The organism is Sphaerisporangium cinnabarinum (assembly GCF_055567015.1).
The window spans coordinates 52,347-70,356 of record NZ_JBVHRG010000013.1; the positions used below are offsets into that span (position 1 = coordinate 52,347).

19 protein-coding genes and 1 riboswitch are annotated in these 18,010 nt (G+C 73.2%); of the genes, 12 read left to right on the forward strand and 7 right to left on the reverse strand.

The annotated features are described in order from the left end of the window. The first annotated feature begins 53 nt into the window (after nt 1-53). The 6 genes from ACZ4MO_RS17710 to metE all read left to right on the forward strand — a co-directional run bounded on the left by ACZ4MO_RS17710 (nt 54) and on the right by metE (nt 7,839). A complete protein-coding gene (locus tag ACZ4MO_RS17710) occupies nt 54-1,226 on the forward strand; it encodes a histidine kinase (protein WP_175009899.1) in 1,173 nt (390 codons plus the stop codon). Next, nucleotides 1,223-2,086 carry a LytR/AlgR family response regulator transcription factor gene (locus ACZ4MO_RS17715; RefSeq protein WP_255437369.1) on the forward strand — a complete coding sequence of 288 codons (864 nt, stop codon included), beginning with the start codon at nt 1,223-1,225 and terminating at the stop codon, nt 2,084-2,086. The genes ACZ4MO_RS17710 and ACZ4MO_RS17715 overlap by 4 nt, the downstream gene beginning before the upstream one ends. Then, nucleotides 2,083-2,547, forward strand: a complete 465-nt coding sequence (locus ACZ4MO_RS17720; RefSeq protein WP_175009898.1) for a heavy metal transporter — start codon at nt 2,083-2,085, stop codon at nt 2,545-2,547. The genes ACZ4MO_RS17715 and ACZ4MO_RS17720 overlap by 4 nt, the downstream gene beginning before the upstream one ends. After that, nucleotides 2,544-4,067: a sodium:solute symporter family transporter gene (locus ACZ4MO_RS17725; protein ID WP_175009897.1), complete on the forward strand. Its 1,524-nt coding sequence runs from the start codon at nt 2,544-2,546 to the stop codon at nt 4,065-4,067. Before ACZ4MO_RS17720 ends, ACZ4MO_RS17725 begins: the two co-directional genes overlap by 4 nt. An 89-nt stretch (nt 4,068-4,156) precedes the next feature. Then, a riboswitch (SAM riboswitch) is annotated at nt 4,157-4,259 on the forward strand. 5 nt (nt 4,260-4,264) lie between these two features. Further along, on the forward strand, nt 4,265-5,326 hold the full coding sequence (locus ACZ4MO_RS17730; protein ID WP_175009896.1) for a methylenetetrahydrofolate reductase: 1,062 nt from the start codon (nt 4,265-4,267) through the stop codon (nt 5,324-5,326). 32 nt (nt 5,327-5,358) lie between these two features. Beyond that, nucleotides 5,359-7,839, forward strand: a complete 2,481-nt coding sequence (gene metE, locus ACZ4MO_RS17735; RefSeq protein WP_175009895.1) for a 5-methyltetrahydropteroyltriglutamate--homocysteine S-methyltransferase — start codon at nt 5,359-5,361, stop codon at nt 7,837-7,839. Between the two features lie 57 nt (nt 7,840-7,896). Here the strand turns inward: metE and ACZ4MO_RS17740 are convergent, their stop codons facing one another. Next, complete coding sequence (locus ACZ4MO_RS17740; RefSeq protein WP_021483231.1) at nt 7,897-8,148, reverse strand: hypothetical protein; 252 nt, start codon at nt 8,146-8,148, stop codon at nt 7,897-7,899. 50 nt (nt 8,149-8,198) lie between these two features. Continuing rightward, nucleotides 8,199-8,447: a DUF2630 family protein gene (locus tag ACZ4MO_RS17745; RefSeq protein WP_031316756.1), complete on the reverse strand. Its 249-nt coding sequence runs from the start codon at nt 8,445-8,447 to the stop codon at nt 8,199-8,201. Nucleotides 8,448-8,827: 380 nt separating this feature from the next. Between ACZ4MO_RS17745 and ACZ4MO_RS17750 the strand changes: the two genes are divergently transcribed. From ACZ4MO_RS17750 to ACZ4MO_RS17760, 3 genes are all read left to right on the forward strand, one after another. Next, the gene (locus ACZ4MO_RS17750) at nt 8,828-9,109 is read left to right on the forward strand and encodes a hypothetical protein (RefSeq protein ID WP_175009894.1); all 282 of its coding nucleotides are present in this window, start codon (nt 8,828-8,830) and stop codon (nt 9,107-9,109) included. A 40-nt stretch (nt 9,110-9,149) separates the two neighbouring features. Then, a complete protein-coding gene (locus ACZ4MO_RS17755) occupies nt 9,150-9,476 on the forward strand; it encodes a hypothetical protein (RefSeq protein WP_175009893.1) in 327 nt (108 codons plus the stop codon). Nucleotides 9,477-9,589: 113 nt separating this feature from the next. After that, nucleotides 9,590-10,117 carry a hypothetical protein gene (locus tag ACZ4MO_RS17760; RefSeq protein WP_186810499.1) on the forward strand — a complete coding sequence of 176 codons (528 nt, stop codon included), beginning with the start codon at nt 9,590-9,592 and terminating at the stop codon, nt 10,115-10,117. Nucleotides 10,118-10,234: 117 nt separating this feature from the next. Here ACZ4MO_RS17760 and ACZ4MO_RS17765 read toward each other — a convergent pair whose 3' ends face one another. Genes ACZ4MO_RS17765 through ACZ4MO_RS17775 form a run of 3 tightly spaced genes read right to left on the reverse strand, consistent with a single transcriptional unit; the run spans nt 10,235 to nt 13,094 of the window. Further along, entirely contained in the window at nt 10,235-11,422 is a 1,188-nt protein-coding gene (locus ACZ4MO_RS17765) for an FtsX-like permease family protein (RefSeq protein ID WP_186810498.1), read from the reverse strand. Between the two features lie 8 nt (nt 11,423-11,430). Further along, complete coding sequence (locus ACZ4MO_RS17770; RefSeq protein WP_061269092.1) at nt 11,431-12,081, reverse strand: ABC transporter ATP-binding protein; 651 nt, start codon at nt 12,079-12,081, stop codon at nt 11,431-11,433. Beyond that, a complete protein-coding gene (locus ACZ4MO_RS17775) occupies nt 12,081-13,094 on the reverse strand; it encodes a peptidoglycan-binding protein (protein ID WP_186810497.1) in 1,014 nt (337 codons plus the stop codon). Before ACZ4MO_RS17775 ends, ACZ4MO_RS17770 begins: the two co-directional genes overlap by 1 nt. A gap of 264 nt (nt 13,095-13,358) precedes the next feature. Here ACZ4MO_RS17775 and ACZ4MO_RS17780 point away from each other — a divergent pair, with 264 nt between their 5' ends. Next, nucleotides 13,359-13,757, forward strand: coding sequence for a VOC family protein (locus ACZ4MO_RS17780; protein ID WP_085387028.1), 399 nt, complete (start codon nt 13,359-13,361; stop codon nt 13,755-13,757). A 4-nt stretch (nt 13,758-13,761) separates the two neighbouring features. On the opposite strand, the gene atpC is transcribed toward ACZ4MO_RS17780, so the two are convergent. Further along, the gene (gene atpC, locus ACZ4MO_RS17785; RefSeq protein WP_255437368.1) at nt 13,762-14,079 is read right to left on the reverse strand and encodes an ATP synthase F1 subunit epsilon; all 318 of its coding nucleotides are present in this window, start codon (nt 14,077-14,079) and stop codon (nt 13,762-13,764) included. A gap of 177 nt (nt 14,080-14,256) precedes the next feature. Between atpC and ACZ4MO_RS17790 the strand changes: the two genes are divergently transcribed. After that, nucleotides 14,257-14,637, forward strand: coding sequence for a VOC family protein (locus ACZ4MO_RS17790; protein WP_175009889.1), 381 nt, complete (start codon nt 14,257-14,259; stop codon nt 14,635-14,637). A gap of 488 nt (nt 14,638-15,125) precedes the next feature. Continuing rightward, nucleotides 15,126-15,632: an FBP domain-containing protein gene (locus tag ACZ4MO_RS17795; RefSeq protein ID WP_175009888.1), complete on the forward strand. Its 507-nt coding sequence runs from the start codon at nt 15,126-15,128 to the stop codon at nt 15,630-15,632. On the opposite strand, the gene ACZ4MO_RS17800 is transcribed toward ACZ4MO_RS17795, so the two are convergent. Next, the gene (locus ACZ4MO_RS17800; protein ID WP_175009887.1) at nt 15,616-17,811 is read right to left on the reverse strand and encodes an efflux RND transporter permease subunit; all 2,196 of its coding nucleotides are present in this window, start codon (nt 17,809-17,811) and stop codon (nt 15,616-15,618) included. The genes ACZ4MO_RS17795 and ACZ4MO_RS17800 overlap by 17 nt on opposite strands. Nucleotides 17,812-18,010 lie beyond the last annotated feature (199 nt).

The following is an 18,010-nucleotide window of genomic DNA, read 5'->3' on the forward strand; positions in this document are numbered from 1 at the left end:
TACCTTACCCGGCTGACCGGGGTGGGTGACGCCGCGCTGGATACGATCACTGCATGTCCGGGCCCGTGTTCGCCGGCGCCGCCGCCGGTCTCGTCGTGGGCGTCCTGCTCACCCTCGGGCTCGTGCTCGCCTGGCGGCTCGCGCGCGGATCGCGCGAGCTCGGGAGCGACTCCGACCGGGCGACGTTCCGCACCCTCCACCTCGCGTCGCGCGCCGCGACGCACCTGCGCGACGGCCTCGACGGCGACGACGTCGGCCGCGCGGCCCGCTCCCTGCGCCAGCTCCTCGGCGCGGACGCGCTCGCCCTCGTCACGGCGGACGGCGCGGTCGCCCTCGACGGGAGCTCGACGCTCGAGCCCGACGCGCGGCGCGTCGCCGGGCGCGTCCTCGCGACGGGGCGGCGGCACGTCGAGAGCGGCGACGTCGAGGACGCCGTCGGGGCGCCCGTCGTCGCAGGCGGGCGCGTCGCCGGGGTCGTCGTCGCGTTCGCCGACACCGTGCGGCCGCCGCTCGTGCGCGCGACGGGCGAGGTGGCGCAGTGGTGCGCGGCGCAGCTCGAGCTCGCCGAGCTGGAGGCGTCGCGCACGGCGCTCGCCCAGGCCGAGCTCCGCGCGCTGCGCGCCCAGATCAGCCCGCACTTCGTCTACAACGCGCTCGGCGCCATCGCGTCGTTCATCAGCACCGACCCCGAGCGGGCGCGCGACCTCGTGCTCGACTTCGCCGACTTCACGCGCTACTCGTTCCGCGGGCGCGGCGACTTCACGACCCTCGCCGACGAGCTGCGCTCGATCCACTCCTACGTCGAGCTCGAGCGCGCCCGGTTCGGCGAGCGCCTCGCCGTCACCCTGCAGATCGCGCCGGAGTCGTTGACGGCCGTCATCCCCTTCCTCTCCGTGCAGCCCCTCGTCGAGAACGCGGTGCGCCACGGCCTGGAGCCGCGCGAGCACGGCGGGACGATCGTCATCACCGCGCGCGACGAGGGCACCCAGACGGAGATCACGGTCGAGGACGACGGCGTCGGCATGGACCCGGCCGTCGTGCGCGAGCTCCTCACGTCGCGCGACACGACGCACGTGGGCCTGCGCAACGTCGACACCCGCGTGCGCCAGCTCTACGGCGACGACCACGCGCTCGACATCGAGACCGCGCCCGGCTCGGGCACGCTCGTGCGCCTGCGCGTCCCGCGGTCGCAGCCGCTGCACGAGACGGAGGTGAGCGTGCCGTGACCGCCCCGGACCCGGCCGGCGGCGTCCCGGACGGGGCGAGGGACGCCGTCGGGCTGGACGTGCTCGTCGCCGACGACGAGCGGCCCGTGCTCGACGAGCTCGTGGGCCTGCTCCGCCGCGACCCGCGCGTGCGCACCGTGCGCGGGGTCGCGAGCGGCTCGGAGGCGCTGCGCGAGCTCTCGTCGCGCACGGTGGACGCGGCGTTCCTCGACATCCACATGCCGGGGCTGACCGGCCTCGACCTCGCCCGCGCGCTCTCCCGGTTCGCCGACCGCCCGGCGGTCGTGTTCGTCACCGCCGACGAGGCGCGCGCGCTGGAGGCGTTCGACGTCGAGGCCGTCGACTACGTCCTCAAGCCCGTGCGGCGCGAGCGGCTCGCGCGGGCCGTCGACCGCGTCGTCGAGCGGGTCGCGGAGCGCACCGCGGCGGGGCGCGCCCCCGCGACCGACGCGGCAGCGCCCGCCAGCGCCGCCGCTCCCTCGCCCGCGGCCGGTGGCCCGGCGGGAGGCGCCGCACCGGCCGACGAGACGCTCGTCGTGACGGTCGGCACGACGACGCGGCTCGTCCGGCGCAGCGCGGTGCGGTGGGTGCAGGCGCAGGGCGACTACTCCCGGCTCGTGACGGACACCGAGCAGTTCCTCGTGCGCGAGCCGCTCTCCGACCTCGAGGAGCGGTGGGCGCCCGCGGGGTTCCTGCGCGTGCACCGGTCGTACCTCGTGGACCGCGCGGCCGTGACCGCGGCGCGGTTCGGCGGGGCGCAGCCCGCGCTCGTCGTCGCCGGGCACGAGGTCCCGGTGAGCCGCCGCATGGTGCCCGCGGTCCGCGAGGCGCTCCTCGGGCCGCACCGGGGTGCGCCGTGACGGGCACCGACCCGCGCCGCGACGCGCGCGTGCGCGTCCGGTCCACGGACGTCCCCGCCGCGAGCCCCGGCCCTCGCCCCGGCCCCGGTGAGGGCTCCGCCCCGCGGGGCGGCGCGGCGTCGGCCACGGCGCGGACCGGCGAACCGGACGACGCCGCGACCGCGTACACGCGCGGGCTCGTCCGGGCCCAGCTCCGGCTCGGGCTGGCGTGCGTGGCGTCGTTCCTCGCCGTCGTCACGCTGCTCACGGTGACGATGAGCGGCGTGCCCGCGCTGGACGACGTCGTGGTGCTCGGCGTGCCGCTGCCGTGGCTCGTGCACGCGTACGGCTTCTACCCCGTGATCGTCGCGTTCGCGGTCGTCTTCGCGGTCGCGGCGGCGCGCAACGAGCGCCGGTACCGCGCGCTCGCCGAGGGAGTGACGCCCGACGAGCCCGGCCCCGACGACGGCGGTGCGCCGTGACCAGCGCGCTGCCCCTCGTCGCGATCGCGCTGCTCCTGCTCGCGACCGGGCTCATCGGGTTCTACGGCCTGCGGATCTCGCGCACCACGAGCGACTTCTTCGTCGCGTCGCGCACCGTGCGGCCGGTCTGGAACGCGTCGGCGATCAGCGGCGAGTACCTGTCCGCGGGCACGTTCCTCGGGCTCTCGGGCCTCGTGCTGCTGTCCGGCGCGGAGGCGTTCTGGTTCCCCGTCGGGTACGCGGCGGGCTACCTGCTCGTCCTGCTGTTCGTCGCGGGCCCCCTGCGGCGCAGCGGCGCGTACACGATCCCCGACTTCGTGCACGCCCGGCTCGACTCCGTGGTCGCGCGCCGCGTGACGAGCGTGCTCGTGCTCGTCATCGGGTGGCTCTACGTGGTCCCGCAGCTCCACGGGGCGGCGCTCGTCATCACGAGCGTGGCCCCGGTGCCGCCGTGGGTCGGCTCGGTGGGGATCGCGGTCGTGGTGAGCGCCGTCGTCGCCGCGGGCGGGATGCGCTCCATCACGTTCGTCCAGGCGTTCCAGTTCTGGGTCAAGCTCACCGCCCTCGCGGTGCCGCTCGTCGTCGTGCTCATGGCGCTCGGCGGGGCGTTCGAGCCCGGCGGCGCCGTCGTCACGTTCGACCCCGCCGCCGTGTTCCCCCACGAGGCCGGGCCGGGCGGCCTCGACGCGTACGCCACCGTCTCGCTCCTGCTCGCCCTCCTGCTCGGCACGACCGGCCTGCCGCACGTCCTCGTGCGCTTCTACACCTCGCCCGACGGCGGCTCGGCCCGCCGCACGACCGTCGTCGTGCTCGTCATGATCAGCGTGTTCTACATGGTGTCGAGCACGCTCGGGCTCGTGGCGCGGGTCGTCGCGCCCGACCTCGCGGCGCCCGGGGTGGCGGACACCGTCGTCCTCGCGCTGCCGACCCGCCTCGTGCCCGGGCTCGGCGGCGAGCTCCTCGCCGCGCTCGTCGTCGCCGGGGCGTTCGCCGCGTTCCTCGGGACGTCGTCGGGGCTCGTGGTCGCGCTGGCGGGCGTCGTGAGCCAGGACCTGTTCGGCGGCACCGTGCGGTCCTTCCGCTGGTCGGCGGTCGCGTGCACGCTCATCCCGCTCGCGTTCGCGCTCGTCACCATCCCGCAGGGCCTCGTGACGAGCGTCGGGACGGTGTTCGTCTTCGCGGCGTCGGCCCTGTCCCCCGTGATCCTGCTCGGCGTGTGGTGGCGCGGCCTCACCGCGCGCGGCGCGGTGGCGGGCATGGTCGTGGGCGCCGTCCTGTGCGCGACGGCGCTGCTCGCGTCGTCCGCGCTCGTCGCCGCGGGGTACGGGAGCCCGTCCGGCGACACGGCCGACGGCGTACCCGGCGTCGTGCGCGCCCTGCTCGCCCAGCCCGCCGCGTGGACCATCCCGCTCGCGACGGCGACCGTCGTCGTCGTGTCGCTCCTCGACCGGCGCGGCCCGCCGCTGCGCACCGACCGGTTCCTCCGCCGTCTGCACGTGCCCGAACGCCGGAGGGCCTGAGACTCGTCGCACCGGGAGCGCCGACGACCCTCCGCATCTCACCTGGCGGGCGCTCTCGACCGCATGTCGGATGGGTCGTAGGATCGTGGCAACCATCCAGAGCGGTCGAGAGTCCTGGCTCGACGACACCGCAGCAACCCGCCGACGGAAGCCTCCCGAGGACAAAGGTGCTAACGCCAGGGTCGATGGAGTGACGCATGACCTCAGAGGCATCCTTCGCGCACCGTCCGGGCCGTCCGCGGCCGACGGTGTCGTTCGAGCTCATGCCCCCGCGCCGACCGGACGCGGCCCCGAAGTTCTGGGAGACGGCACGCCGTCTCGTCGCGACGCACCCCGACTTCGTGTCCGTGACGTACGGCGCCGCGGGCACCGACCGCGCGACCGCGCGCCAGGTCGTCGGACGTCTGCTCCAGGGCACGCCCGTGCTGCCGATCGCGCACCTCACGTGCGTCGGGGCGTCGCGCGAGGACGTGGAGTCGGTCATCACCGACTTCCTCGACGAGGGCGTGCGGAGCTTCCTCGCGCTGCGGGGCGACCCGCCGCGCGACCAGCCGGACTGGCAGCCCGCGCCCGACGGCGTCCGGTCGTCGACCGAGCTCGTCGCCCTGCTGCGCGAGGTCGAGGCGTCGCGCTGCGCGTCCGACCCGGCCGTCGCGCTGCGCGGCGCGGCCCGGCCGCTGACGATCGCCGTCGCGACGTTCTGCGACGGCAATCCCGCCGCCGGCACGACCCGCACCCAGGAGGTGCGCCGCCTGTGGCAGAAGCAGCAGGCCGGCGCGAGCTTCGCGATCACGCAGCTCTTCTACGACGCGTCGTCGTACACCGACTTCGTCGCCGAGGCCCGTGCGGCCGGCGTGACGATCCCCATCCTCGCCGGGCTGCTGCCCACGACGGAGCCCGCGCGGCTCCGTCGCGTCGAGGAGCTCACGGGCGTGCGCGCGCCCCAGCACCTGCTGGACGCGCTCGACGCCCTGCCCGACCCGGAGGCGCAGCACGCCTACGGGATCGCGTACTCGGTCGACCTCGCGCAGCGCGTCCTCGACGCGGGCACGCCCGGTCTGCACGTGTACACGTTCAACAAGCACCGCGCCGCTCTTGACCTGCTCGAGGGTGTCCACCTCGGCGGCGGGTCGGGCGGGACCGGGGGCGGCGCCAGCGCCGCCGCCGCCCCGCTCGTCCCGGACCTGGCCAGCGGGCCGTGGGTCACCGGCACCTCCCTGCCCCCGACGAGCGCCGCCACGCACGGCGCGCCCGTCTGACCGGTCCTCCGGACCAGCAAGAGGTTTCGATCATGGCCACTTCCGTACCCTCCCCTACCCAGAACCCGGTCGGATTCCCCGCCGGGACCGTGCTCGGCTACCCGCGCATCGGGCGCCGCCGCGAGCTGAAGAAGGCCGTCGAGGCGTTCTGGGCCGGCAAGACGTCGGCCGAGGAGCTCGAGGCCACGGCCCGCGGGCTGCGCCTCGCGACCGTGCGCCGCCTCGTCGAGCTCGGCCTCGGCGCCGACGACGCGTCCGTCCCCGGCACGTTCTCCTACTACGACCAGGTGCTCGACGTCGCCGCGTCCCTCGGTGCCGTGCCGTCGCGGTTCGCGTCGCTGGTCGACGACGCGGGCCGCCTCGACCTCGCGGGCTACTTCACCGTGGCCCGGGGGCAGGGCGATGACGCCCCGCTCGAGATGACCAAGTGGTTCGACACGAACTACCACTACCTCGTGCCCGAGATCGGCCCGGACACCCCGATCCGGTTCGTCGACGACCGCGTCGTCCGCGAGTTCGTCGAAGCGAAGGAGGCCGGCGTCGTGACGCGGCCCGTCGTCGTCGGGCCGGTGACGTTCCTCGCGCTGTCCAAGGCCGCGGACGACGCGCCCGCCGGGTACTCGCCGCTCGATCGTCTGGACGACGTCGTCGCCGCCTACGCCGACCTGCTGCGTGCGCTCGCCGCGACCGGCGCGCCGTGGGTGCAGCTCGACGAGCCGATCCTCGTCACCGACCCGGCGAACGCCGAGGAGCTCACCGAAGCGGTCGAGAGGGCATACCGCGCGCTCGCGACCGACCTCCGCCCGGTGCCGAACCCGGGCCCGCTCCCCACGGAGACCTCCGGGTCGGGAGAGATCCCCGGCTCGGCAGAGGACGTGCGGCCCGCCATCCTCGTCGCGGCGCCGTACGGTCGGCTGGAGACCTCGCCTGGACCCGACGGCCGGTATCACGACTTCCTGGCCGTCCTGTCGGACACGGACATCGAGGCGATCGCGCTCGACGGCGTCGCAGCCGACCTTCCCGACGGCCTGCCCCAGGGGCTCGGGACGAAGACCCTCGTCCTCGGCGTGATCGACGGGCACAACGTGTGGCGGGCGGACCTCGCCGCGAAGCTCGATCTGATCGAGCAGTACCCGACCGGAGCGCACCTGGGCGCGGTCGCCGTCGGCACGTCGACGTCGCTGCTGCACGTGCCGCACGACGTGGAGGACGAGACGTTCGCCGAGCCCGGCACCGCGTCGGGCACGACGCTCGACCCGCGCCTGCGCGACTGGCTCGCGTTCGCGGACCAGAAGGTCGGCGAGGTCGCGACGCTCGCCCGGGCCCTCACGGAGGGTCGCGACGCCGTCGCGGAGGAGATCGAGGCGTCCCGTGCGGCGGTGGCGTCGCGCGCGGAGGCGAGCGGCGTCGTCGTGCCCGCGGTGCGGGAGCGCGCGGCCGCGCTGACCGACGCGGACTTCGCGCGCGGCGACTACGCCGAGCGTGCGGCCGCGCAGCAGGAGCGCCTGAACCTGCCGCCGCTGCCCACGACGACGATCGGCTCGTTCCCGCAGACGCCGGAGATCCGCCGCGCCCGCGCGCTGTGGACGAAGGGCGAGCTGTCGGACGCGGACTACACGACCGCGATGCGCGAGGAGATCGCGCGCGTCGTCGCGATCCAGGAGGAGCTGGGCCTCGACGTGCTCGTGCACGGCGAGCCCGAGCGCAACGACATGGTGCAGTACTTCGCGGAGCACCTCGACGGGTTCGCCGTCACGGCGAACGGCTGGGTCCAGTCGTACGGGTCGCGCTGCGTCCGCCCGCCGATCCTGTGGGGTGACGTCACGCGGCCCGCGCCGATCACGGTCGAGTGGTCCGCGTACACGGCGTCGCTCACCGAGAAGCCCGTCAAGGGCATGCTCACCGGGCCCGTGACGATCCTCGCGTGGTCGTTCGTGCGCGACGACCAGCCGCTCGGCGACACCGCGAACCAGGTGGGCCTCGCGCTGCGCGACGAGATCGCGGACCTCGAGGCCGCCGGCGTCGGGATCGTCCAGGTCGACGAGCCCGCGCTGCGCGAGCTCCTGCCGCTGCGCCGCGCGGACCAGCCGGCGTACCTCGACTGGTCCGTCGGGTCGTTCCGGCTCGCGACGTCGGGCGTGGAGGCGGCGACGCAGATCCACACGCACCTGTGCTACTCGGAGTTCGGCGAGGTCATCGGCGCGATCGACGGCCTCGACGCCGACGTGACGTCGGTCGAGGCGGCGCGCTCGCGCATGGAGATCGTGCCGGAGCTGCGCGACGCCGGGTACTCGCGCGGCATCGGGCCGGGCGTCTACGACATCCACAGCCCGCGCGTGCCCTCGACGGAGGAGGTCACCGAGCTGCTGGAGCTCGCCGTGAAGTCGATCGACCCGCGCGTCGTCTGGGTCAACCCCGACTGCGGCCTGAAGACCCGCCGCTACGAGGAGACCGTGCCGTCGCTCGAGCACCTCGTCACCGCGGCGAAGGCCGTCCGGGCCACGCTCGGCTGACCCCCGGAGACGCCGGAGGCCGGGTTCCGTCGGGACCCGGCCTCCGTGTCGAGGGTGTCAGCGCTCGGTCGTGCCCGTGCCCGCCATCGGGAGGGCGAACGCGAGCGTCGCCGCGGCGAGGCCGCCCACGAAGAGCCACACGCCGCCGTCGACGCCGGACATGCCCGACCCCATGAGCACGAGCCCGCCGACGAACAGCGCGAACGCCACGACGAACCGTGCGACCGCGCCCGCGTGACCGGGGATGTCGCGCCCTTCGGTCCCGGTGGGGAGGGGGCTGTGCGCCGCCTGCTCGCTGGACGTGGTCATGGAGTTCTCCTTCTGAGGTCGGAACGGGAGCCGGACGTCGCCGTCGGCGATCAGTCCAGGTAGTTCTCCACCGTACCGGGGTCTCGCACCGTCGCCGCATCGGGGTCGCCACCGAACTCGCGCGCGGCGCCGCGCTGGCGCAGCAGGTCCCAGCACTGGTCGAGCTCGACCTCGATCGCGCGGAGCCGCTCCTGCTCCTGCGGGCCCGAGATCTCGCCCCGGGCGAGCTGCTCCCGGAGCCGGTGCTCCTGCGCCACGAGCTCGCTGATCGTGCTGCGGATGCCGCCGTCGGTCGTCATGCCGTCCACGGTATGCCCGACGGCGCGGGCGCGCCCGTGCGGTACACCGACGAAGCGGATTCAGACCCACGATGGATGGCGATCCCCCACGGCCCGCCCTGACACGACTCAGCACGCGCCTGACTTCTCGAGGAAGGAGTCGCGCCCCCGAGCACGGAGGATTAGTTCAACGATTCAGCACTTATGCCTCACCGCAATTCAGTGCCATACCATCCTGAGGCCCGCATGCCGAAAACGTCTTCGATGTCGAGACGAATGCTGATCGACCACGGCCGGACCTGGGTGCTGGTCGCCCGATTCGGGATGCGCTATGCTCCGCGAAAAAGTTCCACTTCTTCCAGGGGGCCGGAGTGAATTCCAGAGCAATACGTGTCGTGTTGGTGATCGGGATGGCATGTGCGCTCGCGCTCGTGCCGGCGGGTGCGAACGCCGCGTCGAAGGGCGGGGTCGGCGATTACTGCAACACGAACTATCGCGTGATGGTTCAGAGCCGGACGCTCGGCGACACGACCCATGAGGTCAACAGCGCGATCTGGCACAAGGGCTGGAAGAACTGGGTCACGTCGACGACGTACTCGACCGCCACGGGAACCTTCAGCTGGCACGTGAAGGCGCGGGAGGTCGACGGTCCGCGCACCAATGCCAACTGCTCCCTTCGTTGACCGTCAAGGCCGTCCCGCTGAGATTGGCAGAGTATTCGCGATGCAAAAGAATTCATGGAGAGCGGCCCTCGCGGCCGCGGTCGTCGGCGCTACCGTGCTCGTCGGCGTCGGGCAGGCTAGCGCCGTCACCTACCAGTACATGGACAAGGAGCTGAACTGCCGGCTCGGCGACCAGGTCCGCATCCAGGGGCGCACGACCGGAGAGACGGATCACAAACTGGTCCTGGGCAGCGGCTACTACCTCTGGTACAAGGGATACAAGAACAACATCACCTCCACGACCTACACCCACGTGCAGGACGGGACCGCCCGTATCCTGGCGACCCGCCTGGTCTCGAGCAACGTGTCCTCGTGCGTCACCGGCTGATCGTGGAGACGTCGGCTGACGAACGAGCGACGACAAGGACTCTGGAGGGCGATGCGACAGCAACTCGCCGCACGCCGCAGAACCGCTGGGTACAGACCGGCCTGACTGCCGCGATGATGCTCGTCCTCAGCGCCTGCTCCGGTGGCGTCGACGGCCAGGGGCAATCGGTCGATGCGTCGCCGTGGGAGCCCCCTGGGTGGATGGCCGAACAGGCTCGTCAGCAGGAGGAGTTTCAGGCGGCACTGCAGTCGTGTCTGGATGGAGCGGGCTGGGACAAGACCGTCACCCCCGACGGTGGTATCAAGGAGCCCTTCACGGGTGCGGAGTACGACCGGTTCCGGGAGAACCTGCACGAGTGCTACACCCAGATGGGCTACCCGGTAACGCCCACCACCACCCTCTCACCGGAGTTCCTCGGAACCCTCTACGACCGTCAGCTCGATGTCGCGGCGTGCCTGAAGAGCAAGGGCGAAGAGGTGAGCGATCCTCCGACCAGAGATCTCTACGTCGAGACCGCGAATGATCCGGAGTCGACGGCCGGGTGGTCGCCTTACGACGTGGTCCTCGCCAGCGGGATCGGTGAGGAGGAGTACAACGCCCTGAGGAGGGACTGCCCCGAACCCTGGTTCCCGCCCCAGTAGGTGGAACGTCGCTTCCCGTCGGTTCCGGAAGCCGCGTGCGGTGTCCAGCACGGGCGAGGGCGGCCTGACCAGCCGCTTCTCCCCGTCGGAGCGCCGCACGCGGCTTCGTGGGGTCGGCTACGGGACCCGCAGGACGCGGACCGGATCGCGACGCGACGCGACGATCGCGGGCGGAATCGCACCCACCAGCGCAGTGGTCATGGCCAGACCAGCAAGCCCGAGCGTGAAAGACACGTCCGGCAGGTCGGATGCCGTCAGTCGCGCAAAGAGCCTCGCTGCCCCGATACCGACGAGCACACCAAGGGCTGCTGCTGTGAACGACTGGACGATGACGAGTACGACGATCGCCGACCGTGTCGCGCCCAGCGCGCGTCGCCGTCCGAAATCTCTTCGGCGAGAAGACACGGCACCGAACATCGTGGCCGAAATGGTCACCAGCCCCACGGCCAGCACCACCACCATGATCCGTCGGACGGAATCACCCATCTCGCCCTCGACCACCCGCCGAAGGGCGATGGCGCCGGTGGGGCTCTCGATCGTGACCGCCGCAGCGTCCTCGGCATGGATCAGCGCCGGGATCACTCGCTCCAGATCCTTGACGTGGCTGACGGACGACGCCATGGCGTAGACGTAGCGCAGGTCTCCGGCCCTCGTCTCGCCAGCCTCTGGCGTCACCAGCGCTGCGGAGTCCAGGGTGTCGAGTGGACCCCGTGACTCGAAAACCCCGACGACGGGCCAGGCTTGCACGCCATCGGTGACGTTGCCGACGCCGTCCGCGAGCCCCAGGGAGCGCGCCGCCTCGACCCCGACAAGCACCTCGCCGGCCCGCGGAGCCCTCCCTGCGACGATCGGGATGCCCGTCGGAAGGGTGCCGACGAGCGTCCTCAAGGCGACGCCAGCACCTCCATGGGCAGGAGCGTCAGCGTTCCGGACATCACGTACAGGGCCCAGTCCGATCACCCAGTCCACCTCCGGACGAGTACTCAACGCAGGGACGCTCGACGCGTGGACGCGCGCCTCGCCTGACGCGTCGAAGGCAGTGACGAGCTTTGCTCCCGCACCGTCGAAGCGGGAGAGCACCGCCTGCTCGGCCGCGACGGACTGCCCGGTGGTGGCGAGAACGACGAAGCAGGAGATGGCTACGACGAGTGCCGCGACCGCCGACGGCAGTGGCTGGGCGATGACCGTGCGCAAGCCGTCCCGAAGGATCGCTCGGGGAGCGGGCGCACCCGGCAGCGGGGTCGGCAGCCGTACGGGGGTTCTGACGTCGCTCGGTGCGGGGTCGAGCGAGGATCCGGTCGCCACGTGTCCGCCTAGCCCAGGACGAGCCGGTGATCGGCCCGCTCCGCCAAGGCCTCGTCGTGGGTGGCGACGATCACGGTCGCTCCGCTCCGGGCATGCGCGACGAGCGCGTCCCACACCACCGCTGCGGAACGGGCGTCGAGGTTTCCGGTCGGTTCATCACCGAACACGACGCTCGGAGAGGTGAGCAGAGCGCGGCAGAGTGCCACTCGCTGCGCCTGACCACCGGAGATCTCCCCCGGTCGATGCGCAGAACGATGCTCGACGCCGAACCTCTCGAGAAGCTCGCGAGCGTGGGACCGAGCCGCAGACATCGGCATCCCGGCAAAGAGTGCCGCCTCGCACACGTTGTCGAGGATGCTCCGTGCAGGATCGAGCATCGCATCCTGAAAGACGAACCCGACCTTCGATGCGCGTATCCGCGAGCGCTGGTCGTCAGCGAGCTGCGCCACCGAGCGCCCGTCCCAGACGACTCGTCCTTCTCGTATCCGGAGCATGAGGGCGAGGATGTACAGGAGGGTCGACTTCCCCGAGCCTGAGGGTCCGGTCACCGTCGTCACGGACCCGGCCGGGAAACCGGCCGAGAGATCCTCGATGATCGGCTCGGACCTCTTCCGATAGGCGAACGTGAGGTGCTCGACCGCGAGCACAGGGCCGTCCATCAGGTGTCCTTCTCACTCTCCGGCGCCTGATTCCCGGACTCGTCGACACCGAACAGGAGGATCTCGTCCCCGATCGCGACGCCATCCACCACAGCGCGTCCGTCGCCCTCCGTCCGTATCGTCACGGCGACCTGCTCACCGTCGGCCCGGACCACGAAGGCCGTCCCGTCTGCGTGGGTCTGGATCGCTGAGAGCGGCACGGCCGGACCTTCTGCTGGAGCGACGATCGCGACCTCGCTGTCGAAGATTGCGGGATCGGGACCGTACGGGACTCCGGAGCACCCGCTCCCGCAGATCGAGTCACCCTCGGCGGGCACGAGCTGCGCCACCACAGAGCCGTCGTCCGAGATCGTCTGCGACCCGATCGTGGCACGCCATTCTCCGTCACTGCTCCGGATCGCCACGGTGGCATCGACAGGGATCATCGACACCTGATCGGACGTGAGCTTCATGGTGAAGACGGGTTCGGCCGCCAGCGCACGAGCCACCACCTGCCCTGGAGCCACCTGCGCCCCGGGGAGCATCTCCTCCGCGAGAGTCACGCGGCTCGGTATCTCCCGCGCGAAGAGCACATCCCCCGAACGCACGATCCCGTCGTCCTCGATGCCCAGGTCCCGCTGCCATGCCGCCACGGCTCTCGCCGTCGCGTCTCCGAAGCTGCCACCGACGCTCCGTACGCGCAGGTAGCCGGAGTCCCGAAGGAACTCCTGAAGCTGGCGGACGTCCGCGCCCTTCACACCCACGCTCATCTGACGGAAAGCGGGCACATCACCGTGGAGCACGGTGACGGGGCGGAGATCGACGCTGTACAGAGCGTCCCCCGGCTCAACGACGTCGCCGGACGCCACGTCGATCGAGGTGACCGTCCCGGAGCCCGCGCCAGTGGCGAGGGGGACAGATTCCCACGTCGCCGTGACGGGAAGGGACAGCGTTCGACCGATCGACTCGTTGATCACCCGGTACGTCGGCTCAGACGTCGGCCCAGTCTCGACCTCGGGAGTCGTGAGCGTCACGCGGCCGGCCCAGAAGGTGAGGCCGCAGGCCACGACGGCGAGGCTGATCCACCCCGTGATCGCTCGTGCTCGGCGTCGCATGACCCCCCCTGGTGCCGCGGCAGCAGGTGAAGGGTATCGGACGCTCAGGAATGCGACGATCGCTTCCGGCGGTGGTCGCGCTCGGCGCGAACGGATGGCCCGGCTGACGTTCGCGTCGGTTGGCGCGGCCGCATCCGAGCACCGCCCGCGTCCGGCGTCGGACCAGGTCCTAGGCTCGGGCCCATGACGACGACGATCGGCCGCACCGTCCTGCTGTGCCACGACCTGGACGCGAGCGCCGCGTTCTGGGCCGACGGGTTCGGCTTCCGCACGTTGTTCCAGGGAGAGACCGAGGGGTTCCCCCTGCTCCACGTCGGCCCCGGACGCGTCGACGAGCCCGGTCTGTGGCTCGTGCCGCTCCCCGAGGGCGGCGCCCCGCTCGTGCGGCACGGCCTGCCCAACCTCGTGCTCTACGTCGACGACCTCGACGCGACCCTCGCACGCCTCGCCGCGGCCGGGGTCGAGCCGTTCGTCGGGCCCGACGCCGACGCCGAGACCGGCGACCGGTTCGCGCACGTCCACGACCCGGACGGGCACCGGGTCGTCGTCGTGCAGCTCGGGACGACGACCGACCCCGCGTAGCGGGCTAGCGAGCCCGTACCCACGTCGCGTCGTCCGCGAGGATCGTCACCTCGTCCTGGTCGACGACGAGGAACCCGCCCCCGATCCGCAGCTCGGCCGTCGGACGGTCCGGGGTGCGCAGACGCACCCGGCCCGCCGTGAGCGACGCCGCGACCGGCTGGTGCCGCGGCAGGATGCCCAGCGTGCCCGACGCCGCCGGGACCGTCACGCTGCGCGCCTCCCCCGTCCAGAACACCCCGGACGGCACCACCACCTCCACGGACACCAGCCGCTCCCCGGCGGGTGCGGCGGTCTCGGACGGGGACGGCAGGGCGACGGGCACGGAGTTCCTCCCGGACGGTGGACGGCGGAACCTCCGAGTCTGGCCGGGCGACCCGCTCGCCGGGCCCGGCACTTCGTCACCCGGGCGAGGCCGAAGGTCACCGGGAACCACCCGCCGAGGTGGTGCCTGCGGTACACCCGCGCGTCGGCCGTGGGTGGCCCACGTCACGATGGGTGCATGAGCACGCACGCGCACGGCATCCACCACTCGATCGACTACGTCGAGCTCCCCGTGACCGACCTCGCCGCCGCGCAGGCGTTCTACGGCGCGGCCTTCGGCTGGGAGTTCGTCCCCTACGGCCCCGGGTACGCCGGGATCCGCACGGCCGCGGAGTCCGGCGCGGACGAGGCCGGCGGTCTGCGCCTGGCCGAGTCCGGCGACGTGACCCGCGGCGGTCCGTTCGTCCTGCTGTTCTCGGCAGACCTCGACGAGACGCTCGCCGCCGTCCGGAGCGCGGGCGGCGAGGTGGTCGAGGGCCCGTACGAGTTCCCCGGCGGCCGCCGGTTCCACTTCCTCGACCCGAGCGGCAACGAGCTGGGCGTCTGGGCGACGTCCTGAGGGACGGCGTCGGCCGGTCGAGCCAGCGGTGCGCGGCGGCCCGGGCGGCAATCACGTTGACGACGGCGGGTGCCGAGGCGCACCATCGAGGGTGACGGTTGCCGAGGGCAGCCGTCCATCGTGCCGGACGGGCACGACCACGAGTCAGGATCGCGCCGACGGCGCGCCGCACGGGACGAGGAGACGCGGATGCACGGCACCGCAGGCTGCGAGGTGGCCATGGCGGCCTGCTCGGGCGCCCTCTCCCCCCGCACCGTCACTCGCTGAGACCACCGGGCCGCGGGCCGTCGTACCCGACGCCCGTCTCCCTCCGGGGCGCACCGCCGTCCGACGACCCCGTCGTCGCCCGGCCGCGCCGGTCACGACGCGACGGCTGTGGGCATGCCGTCCTCCCGCCCCCGGCGGCGCCGTCGTGCGCCCGGGCGAGCACGCGTCGTCGTGCACGCCCGCCGGGCTGCGGACCGTCCTGACACGGAAGCAGCGAACCCATGAACCCCCTGACCGAGAAGCAGATCCGCGCGTCGTTCGTCAACGCGTCCAAGCGCGAGGCCGCGCAGGCGACCCTCCCCGACCTCGACACGCTCGACTGGGGCCGCCTCGACTACCTCGGGTGGCGCGACCGCAAGGCCCCGCTCCTCGCCTACGCCGTCGTGGAGGTCGACGGCGAGCCGCGCGGCGTCCTGCTGCGCTCGACCGACGCCAAGACGGGCGGACGGCGCAAGCGCGCGGTGTGCGCGTGGTGCGAGGACGTCGTCGTGACGGACGACGTCAGCCTCTACGTGGCGCGCCGCGCCGGGGCCGCCGGGCGCCGCGGCAACACCGTCGGCACCCTCATCTGCACGCAGTTCCTCTGCTCGCAGAACGTCCGCCGGGCCCCCACCCGCACCGAGATGGGCGACGACGAGTCGATGCGCGAGCTGTTCGTCGAGCTCCGCGTCGACGGCCTCCGCGAGCGCTCCGCGCGCTTCGTCGCCGAGGTCATGCGGGACGTGTGACCGACCGCGGCTCCACCTCGGCCGACCCGGGCTCTCCCTCGGCGGGCGCGGGCTCTCCCCCACGCCAGGAGGGCCACCAGTTCCACCGGCCCAGGAGCGTCATCGTCGCGGGCAGCAGCAGCCCGCGCACGACGGTGACGTCGAGGAGCACGGCGACGGCCATGCCGACGCCGACCTCCTTCATCGCGACGAGCTCGCCCGCCGCGAACCCGAGGAACACGATGCCGATGGCGACGGCCGCCGTCGTGACGACCGGGCCGGACGCGGTGATGCCGCGGAGCACGGCCCGGTCGTTCGCGACGCGCGGGTCCTCGCCGGGCGTGCGGGCGCGCCACTCCTCCGCGGTGCGGGACAGCAGGAAGACCTCGTAGTCGGTCGACAGGCCGAACACGAGCATGCCGACCAGCAGGGGCGTGGTGACGTCGAGCGCGCCCCACGGCTCGAACCCGAGGAGCGAGGCGCCCACGCCGTGCTGGAACACGGAGACGAGGACGCCCAGCGTCGCGGCGAGCGTGAGGAGGTTGAGCACGAGGGCCTTGAGCGGCACGACGAGCGAGCCGGTGAGCAGGAAGAGCAGCACGAAGGTCGCGAGCACCACGACCCCGGCGGCGAGCGGGAGCCGCTGCGCGAGGTGCTCCTGGGTGTCGACGACCTCGGCGGCCGGTCCGGCGACCCGCACCTCCAGGTCGGTGTCGAGGGCGCGCACGGCGTGCACGAGGTCCTGCGCCGCCTGGGCCGTCGCGTCGCCGTCCGGGCCGACGTCGGGCGTGAGGTCGACGACGGTGACCTCGGGCGGGTAGCCGGTGTCCTGCATGGCGTCCTCGACGCCGGGCAGGGCGGCGGCACGGTCGAGGAGGTCGGTCACCGCCGGGTCGTCGACCGGGCCCTCGACGAGGACGGTGACGGGCGCGACGCCGAGGTCGGCGAAGCGGGAGGTGGTGGCGTCGGCGGCGAGGCGCGCCTCGGCGTCGGCGGGCAGCGAGCGGACCTCCGAGCTGCCGAGCGTGAGCGACCCGAGAGGTGCGGCGAGCGCGAGCAGGAGCGCCGTCGCGCCGAGCTTGACGAGCACGGCGTGGCGCTGCGCGGTGCGCGCGAGCCGGCCGAGCGTGCCGGCGCCGCCGCGGCCGGTCCACGGGTGGGACCAGGTGCGGGCACCCGGCGCGGGGATCGCGCGGTGCCACGTGGCGACGAGCGCGGGGACGAGCGTGAGCCCGGCGGCGGTCGCGACGAGCACGACGATCGCGCCGCCCACCGCCATGCCGGAGAGCAGGGAGTCGCCGAGCAGGAGGAGCCCCGCGAGCGAGATGGCGACGGCGAGGCCGGAGGCGAGCACGGCCCGGCCGGCGGTCGCGAGGGTGCGTCCGACGAGCTCGTCGAGCGGGAGGCCCGGGGACGCGGCGCGCTCCTCGCGGAAGCGCGCGAGCACGAGCAGCGAGTAGTCGACCGTGAGGCCGAGGCCGAGGAGCGTCACGACGTTCACGGCGAACTCGTTGACGGGCACGACGCCGAGCAGCCCGCTGAGCACGAGCAGCGCGACCGCGATCGCGGCGAGCGCGGAGAGCAGCGGGACCAGGCCGGCCCGCAGGCCGCCGAGGACGACGACGAGCACGACGAGGAGCACCGCGATCGCGATCCCCTCGCCGACCGCGGCGTCGGTGATCGCCTGCTCGACGAACGCCTCCTCCGCGAGCAGCGCGCCGCCCACGAGCACCTCAGGGGTGTCGACGGTGTGCAGCGCGTCGGCGACGCGGTGCGCGAGGGCGAGGGCCTCGTCGTCGGACAGCGCGGGGTCGAGCTCGACGACGACGAGCGAGCCCTGCGCGTCGTCGGCGATGAGGCCACCGCCGGTGTAGGCGTCGGAGAGCTCGACGACGCCGGGCATCGCGCGGATGCCGTGCATGACCTCGCTCGCGCTCGCGATGAGGTCCGCGGAGAAGTGGTCGCGGCCGGACAGCACCGCGACGACGGTCTCGCCCTCGGGGGCGAGCTCCTCGAGGCGCTCCGCCGCGAGGGCGGACGCGCTGCCCGGCGGGGCGGGGTCGACGTCGGAGGTCTTGTCGAAGACCGCCCCGCCGAGCACGGCGCCCGCCACGAGGAGGACGGCCCAGACGACGAAGACCACGCCCCGGCGGCGGGCGGCGAACCGTCCGGTCCGGTGCAGCAGGCGTCCGAGCGTCATGGGGGCTCCCCTCGTCGGGAACTCGTCGGGGAGTCGTGGAGTCGGCCTCGGCGGGCTCGCCCACGACGTTCGTGCGGTGCGTCCGTGCGGCAGCGCGCGGACGTGAGCACCTTACGCGAGGGTGGGAGCGCCGTCGGACCGCGCTCCGCCCTGCGGGGACGCCCTGCCGGGCGCCGGACGAGACAGGTCGGGCGGGGGC

Bases quoted from the DNA above. Each gene is read 5' to 3' on its own strand.
- ACZ4MO_RS17730 (WP_175009896.1), top strand. From the start codon at position 4,265: ATGACCTCAGAGGCATCCTTCGCGCACCGTCCGGGCCGTCCGCGGCCG.
- ACZ4MO_RS17755 (WP_175009893.1), top strand. From the start codon at position 9,150: ATGCAAAAGAATTCATGGAGAGCGGCCCTCGCGGCCGCGGTCGTCGGC.
- ACZ4MO_RS17745 (WP_031316756.1), bottom strand. From the start codon at position 8,447: ATGACGACCGACGGCGGCATCCGCAGCACGATCAGCGAGCTCGTGGCG.
- ACZ4MO_RS17790 (WP_175009889.1), top strand. From the start codon at position 14,257: ATGAGCACGCACGCGCACGGCATCCACCACTCGATCGACTACGTCGAG.
- ACZ4MO_RS17795 (WP_175009888.1), top strand. From the start codon at position 15,126: ATGAACCCCCTGACCGAGAAGCAGATCCGCGCGTCGTTCGTCAACGCG.
- ACZ4MO_RS17710 (WP_175009899.1), top strand. From the start codon at position 54: ATGTCCGGGCCCGTGTTCGCCGGCGCCGCCGCCGGTCTCGTCGTGGGC.
- ACZ4MO_RS17770 (WP_061269092.1), bottom strand. From the start codon at position 12,081: ATGGACGGCCCTGTGCTCGCGGTCGAGCACCTCACGTTCGCCTATCGG.
- ACZ4MO_RS17800 (WP_175009887.1), bottom strand. From the start codon at position 17,811: ATGACGCTCGGACGCCTGCTGCACCGGACCGGACGGTTCGCCGCCCGC.
- metE (WP_175009895.1), top strand. From the start codon at position 5,359: ATGGCCACTTCCGTACCCTCCCCTACCCAGAACCCGGTCGGATTCCCC.
- ACZ4MO_RS17780 (WP_085387028.1), top strand. From the start codon at position 13,359: ATGACGACGACGATCGGCCGCACCGTCCTGCTGTGCCACGACCTGGAC.
- ACZ4MO_RS17740 (WP_021483231.1), bottom strand. From the start codon at position 8,148: ATGACCACGTCCAGCGAGCAGGCGGCGCACAGCCCCCTCCCCACCGGG.
- ACZ4MO_RS17760 (WP_186810499.1), top strand. From the start codon at position 9,590: ATGATGCTCGTCCTCAGCGCCTGCTCCGGTGGCGTCGACGGCCAGGGG.